This is a genomic window from Clostridium sp. AF36-4, from assembly GCF_003435975.1.
GTDB lineage: Bacteria > Bacillota > Clostridia > Lachnospirales > Lachnospiraceae > Eubacterium_F.
In genome coordinates, this window is the sequence record NZ_QTVH01000048.1 from 1 (window position 1) to 5,880 (window position 5,880).

Genomic DNA, 5,880 nt, shown 5'->3' on the forward strand with positions numbered 1-5,880 from the left:
CACAGGCTTATAGCCGCAGAGGAAACCACCAGCTGAGCTGGTGGTCATGATTTGCGCGCCATGGGCGCGCTCTAACGGGTGAAAGTCTCGAACACGCCCAGATAGTGGGAAGTGTATAGCTGAACAGCAAGGGTGTCCATCGTGAGATGGAATCTGAAGGAAGTTGTAAGCAAATCTCTGGTCCAACGGACAGAAATCACATATAAGGCTAGGCTATGAGAGATAAGTTGGCTAAAAGCAACGAAGTCTAATAACTATCACTTTTGTAGTAGCAGAGTAAATGTGGCGGATATATGGAGAGAAAGAGCGTGCACCTTAAGCGTGGAGGTCTCACAGAGGTTCCATTAGCCTAGTAACAACGAACTGTGAGAAGTCAGCCGAGCCCATAGTAGTGAAGAAGTTTCTGTAATGGAAATGGAGCAAAGGGGCGAACAATCAATAAGTTTGAGTATGTCTCGTATTGCAGAAATGGCAGCAGCTACAAGGTGGAGAAATTAAATCAACTCATCAGAGGTTGGATAAATTACTTTAAAATTGGAAGTATGAAAACACTTTGTCGAGAACTAGATGGTAGCATCAGATACAGACTTCGTATGTGCATTTGGAAACATTGGAAAACTCCACAAAATAGAGCAAAGAACCTTATGAAGCTTGATGTACCAAGATGGGCAGCATTTAAAATAGCGTATTGTGGAGACAGATATACAAGACTCGCCCACAATGGATGGATACAAAAGGCTATAAGTACAAAGAGACTAACCTCATTTGGATTAGTCTCAATGTTAGATTACTACACCGAAAGGTGTGTTACTTGTTAAGTTGATTGAACCGCCGTGTACCGAACGGTACGCACGGTGGTGTGAGAGGTCGGGAAATTTAGTTAAATTTCCCTCCTACTCGATTTATTTAATTGTAATCGTCTTAGTCGCTTTTAACTTACCAACTTTAACTGTTACCTTTACTTTACCCTTCTTACGTGCTTTCAATACAACCTTTGTTGCTGATTTCTTTTTCAGTTTTGCCAGTTTCTTCTTATTAACACTCCATTTTGCTTTTCCTTTCACATTCTTTTTCTTTACTTTCAATGTGATCGTCTTGCCCTTTTTCACCGATTTCTTACCCGTGATTGAAATAGATACCTTTTTCTTTGAAGTGTTTGACGATTTTGGTGTCGCAGTATTCTGTGAAGAACCGGAATTATTCTTTGGCGTATCGTCCTTTTTCACATCATCTTCTTTTACTTTGATGACAACCGAGTAGTCCCTTACTGTCTTATGATCTTCTGCATATACTTTTACTTTCAGTGAAAGCGGAGCAGCCGTAAGCTCATATGTCTGCTGTTTTGTATCATCTACAAGTTTATCATTAACATACAGCAGACCAAACTGATCGGCAATACCATATTTCAAAGCTACCGAAGTTGTTCCCTTCGGCACAACGATCGTAAATGTGTCATTGGCACTGCTTACTTCACCAGCCGAGCTTGTCAAAGTATTCAGGACAGCCTGATCACTAAAACTCTGTGTCATATATAAACCGCCTACCAGACGTGCGCTGTCTTCTGCGTCAGAACCACTTTCAAATCGTACCGACACTACGGTATATTCTTTTGTATCTCCTTCCGGCACGATCTTCTTCACATTTTTCTTCAATACATCATCCGGAATATTAATATATTCGGTATAGAAGGCTTCCGTTCCGTCATATGCCAGTTTTTTGCTGGCGATCTGCTTATCACCGACCATGACCTTAATTGTTTTTCCATTGTCTTCTTTCGCAAACTGGCATAACAAAGCGTTACCTTTATCCGGATTTACAATAAAGTTATAAGTGAAATATCCACCTGCTTTTGCATACCGTGTACTTCCGCCATCCGTAATCGTGCCGGCAACTGAGTCTTTTTCCTGTAACTGATGAATGACATCTCTTTCGTACTGTCCATATCCCGGCTGCGTAGAATCAAGAATACTGGCATCAAGACGTCCGTTTTCTTTTGCTGTAAGGATCTGTTTTTCGTCACTCTCTGTATACTTTGTATCAAAATACCAGTAGATTCCATAACGCTCATCATTTAATTTGTTAAATGGAACGAACTGCAATCCACCATTAAATGTTGTGTCCGCATTGGTTCCCTTCAATTTAAATGCTAAGGTACCACTCGTTGTATCTTTCACAAGATAATTGTCAATATGATCGATAAATTCAATCGTCGACATATCTTCCTGAATGGTTAATGTTTCATTTCCCAATGGTGTTGCCGCTTTTGACTCACCATACTTGATCGTAATCTTCTGATTCTGATCACCAACTACTTTATATAATGGGGCTGTCAGATTAGCACCTGCCCAGGTAGTTGAAGCCATCTTTTCTTTTCCTAATCTGGCTGCAAGAACAGTCGGACCATAACGGAACGCAAATACCGTATTGTTATCCGGAAGCCCGAAAGCATCTACTGACATCGGATATTCCATTGTAACAACATCCCCATCTTTCCATTCACGCTCAAGAAGAATGTAACCACCTGAGCTGAATGCCGCTTTCTCTTCCTGACCATTTACCGTAACAACAGCTTTGCCATGCATCCAGTCCGGAACGCGCAATGCCAATGCTGCGGAAGGAATTGTACTGCCATCTTTTGCATTAACTGTAAATGTCGCTTTGTCTGATTTCGTTACATCTGACTTCTGAGTCACAACAAGATTTTTCTCTTCCCATGTTACTTTAGAAGAAACATACTGATTTACGATCAAGGTATCATTAGCATGAAAATAAATACTATCCCCCAATTTCGTAAAGTTCTCCATGCCACTTCCGGTACAGCACCAGAACATGTTTTTGGCCGGATCTTCATTGCCAAATGTCTTAAAGTAACCGGTAGCCATCGGAATGAAATAAGCAGCGGCTCCACTCTCGGATTTTACAGCACCCATGATAGAGTTGCGAAGAGTTGTCTCATAATAATCCGCATATTTTTTATCACCTGTTACTTTATATAACTCTTTTGCCATTTTCAGCATATTATGTGCACAACAGCTTTCGCAGTTCGTCTGTGTTCTTGTTCCGTCCTGATTATTGTCTTTGCGGAAATGTTCCATAACACTGACGCCACCTGTTATATAGGCATGTCTTGTAACCGCTATGTCAAAGAACTTCTCTACATTTGTCAGATAAGCTTCATCATCCTTTGTTAATTCACCTGTCTGTTCCAAAACAACATATCGTTTTAAAGCACCAAGGAACTTAGGAATCGTTGTATTGGCATGTTTACCATTTAAGCAGTTTTTACCACCTTTGGCTACAGTCTTATAAAGATTAGGTTGATCAAACTTGTGCGCAGCTTCCAGATGCTTACTGTCTCTGGTGCATAAATACAACTCATACAGGCAATCATTCATTCCGCCATACTCTGTACCAAGAACCCTACCTTGTGTACCGGCATCCCATTTGCTAACACGATTATAAATCCAGTCGCCTAACTTCTTTGCAACTTCAAGTGCCTGCTTATTACCTGTGTATTTGTAAGTATCAACAAGTCCTGTAAGCATCTTATGCATGTTATACCACGGTACCCATGTTTTTCCGGTTGTTTTACCTTCCAGAATATCAAATTGTTTTTCCACATATCCTTCCGTCTCTATCTTGGCACCAAAGATAAATCCTGTTCCTAATTTATTCTGGCACTCTGCCAGTCCTTCAATCAGTTGTTTGGATTTTTCTTTCAGATCAGCATTTCCGGTCGCTTTCACAGCCTGCGCTATCGCCGTAAGATAATGTCCGACACTATGACCGCCAAGCCAGCCATCTTCCCAGCCGCCGTAAGGAGCAATTCCTTTCGTGTCAAGTCCTGCTGTCTCACGGAATCTTGATAACAGACGATCATTATCAAATTTCTTCAAAAACTCAATATCCGAATTTTGTGCTGTAAGATAATAATCATCCAGAAGTTCCACCTGATCTAGCGCAAATTCTTTGGTTGGTCCCATCTCAGACTCTGCCAGAACAACAAACGAAAACTTTCTCGTCTTTGCATAATCTCCTATCTTCACTGTTCCCTCCAATGTAACTTCTTCATCCGCTGCTCCTTTTTTCGGTCTTGTAACCTTTCCTTCATTAGAAAGAACTGACGGATTAGAGGATTTCCAAGAAATCGTAGTTCCTGAAGCTCCTATCGTTGGTAATGTAAGATCCGATGTAATATGCTTCTCTGTAAAAAGAAGGGATGCTGCATCAGACGTTACCGCCTTCTGTGTACTAACCGTGTCACTGCTTTCTGTTTCTGCTGCCTGTGCAGTCATCCCTCCACCGGATGCCGCTATTCCTACCATCATGGCGCCTGCCAACATGATAGCCAGACCGCTCTTTGCCCATTTTTGATATCTTCTGACATTCATACGCTCAAACCTCCATACATTTTTTTAAAAACTTAGTAATCTTACTATTGCATATAGTAAGTGATAAGTAAATAAAAAAAGTGATACATTTGGTTTGAAAAAGTAAGATTATTATACTATACTATTTTTATACATTAACTACTTACAGTTGCATTAAACGCTTCCATAAGCTAAAAGGAGGATGTTTGAAAATGGAAAATATTATAATTTCTACTGCTGCCCAGGTATCTTATAAATATAATGGTCTGTTTGAATCCAGCTCACCCGACTGGATCCATATGTCTCGCACACTGAAAGAATACCAGCTCATTATCGTAACAGAAGGTACTTTACACATAGCAGATTCAGAAAAAGACTATACGGTAAACCAAAATGAATATTTAATTATGAAACCAGGACATCAATATGGAACGGCACCCTCCCTTTGTTCTTTCTACTGGCTTCATTTTGAATGTCCGATGTTGCACATTAAGGATGAAGCCATTATCACACTCCCCCGCTGCGGTTCTCTATCCTCTATGAACCGCATCACTGCCGTATTCTCCCAGCTTAATGATGTCAACTTTACCTACCGGGACAAACGGACAAACAACTTCTACGCAATGAATATTTTACTGAAACTATATAATCAGATACAGGAAAGTCTGTTATCACAACATTCCTTTAAGGATTATTTATTACAGAATGTAAAGAATTATATTAAATGGAATCAGGCCTATCACCTTACCGTAGCCGGTCTGGCAAACTACTTTGGCTATCATCCCAAATATCTTTCGTCGCTCTTTCGCAAAGAAACCGGCATGACATTAAAGCAGTATCTCATCAATGAGACAATGGAATATGCCAAAGTAGAATTATATAACACAAACCGGAGTATTTTGTCTATCGCACTAAGCCTGGGTTTTTGTGATGGGCATGCCTTTTCTTATGCCTTCAAACATCATACCGGCATGACACCAACACAATACCGGAACAGCCACCATCCGATCTTCCGCAATAGTGACTGACGTAGTCTGCCCGCTAACTACTCAACAATATTACTGATCCATACTCCCTTTTTTATCATGCGGTATCCAATAACCACTTTTGCAATATCTGCCGCCTGTACGATTGCATATACATCTTTTTACGTACTGATAAGTTTAAAAACGAATTACACTCCATCCGTACGATTGATGAGCAGGAACGGAACCACATAAAAGAAATCTGGATTGACAGTGGACTTCAGGATTAGAAGGAAAGGATATTACAATGGCATTTAAGTGGATCATCAAGCAATCTAAATCACAGATACCGGCATTGATCATCGTTACTTTAATCAACGGTATTTATGCTTTTTTCAGCGTGGCATTTGCTTTGCTGTGTCGTGGTATCATTGACTGCGCTGTTTCTCATGAAAAACAGGCTCTGATCTGCTATGGGACTGCCATGTTTTGAGCTTATCTACGTCTACGAGGATGTAAATTTCGATGGGAGTAAGCATGAACTG

The 5,880-nt window shown here is 40.5% G+C and carries 3 protein-coding genes; 2 read left to right on the forward strand and 1 reads right to left on the reverse strand.

The window, feature by feature from the left end; genetic code table 11:
• Positions 1-902: 902 nt before the first annotated feature.
• Positions 903-4,391: a beta-L-arabinofuranosidase domain-containing protein gene (locus DW005_RS13285; RefSeq protein ID WP_117480158.1), complete on the reverse strand. Its 3,489-nt coding sequence runs from the start codon at positions 4,389-4,391 to the stop codon at positions 903-905.
• 191 nt (positions 4,392-4,582) lie between these two features.
• On the opposite strand from DW005_RS13285, the gene DW005_RS13290 reads away from it, so the two are divergent.
• Together DW005_RS13290 and DW005_RS13295 are read left to right on the forward strand one after the other, a co-directional pair.
• On the forward strand, positions 4,583-5,398 hold the full coding sequence (locus tag DW005_RS13290; protein WP_117480159.1) for an AraC family transcriptional regulator: 816 nt from the start codon (positions 4,583-4,585) through the stop codon (positions 5,396-5,398).
• A gap of 244 nt (positions 5,399-5,642) precedes the next feature.
• The gene (locus DW005_RS13295; RefSeq protein ID WP_117480160.1) at positions 5,643-5,828 is read left to right on the forward strand and encodes a hypothetical protein; all 186 of its coding nucleotides are present in this window, start codon (positions 5,643-5,645) and stop codon (positions 5,826-5,828) included.
• The last annotated feature ends 52 nt before the right edge of the window (positions 5,829-5,880 follow it).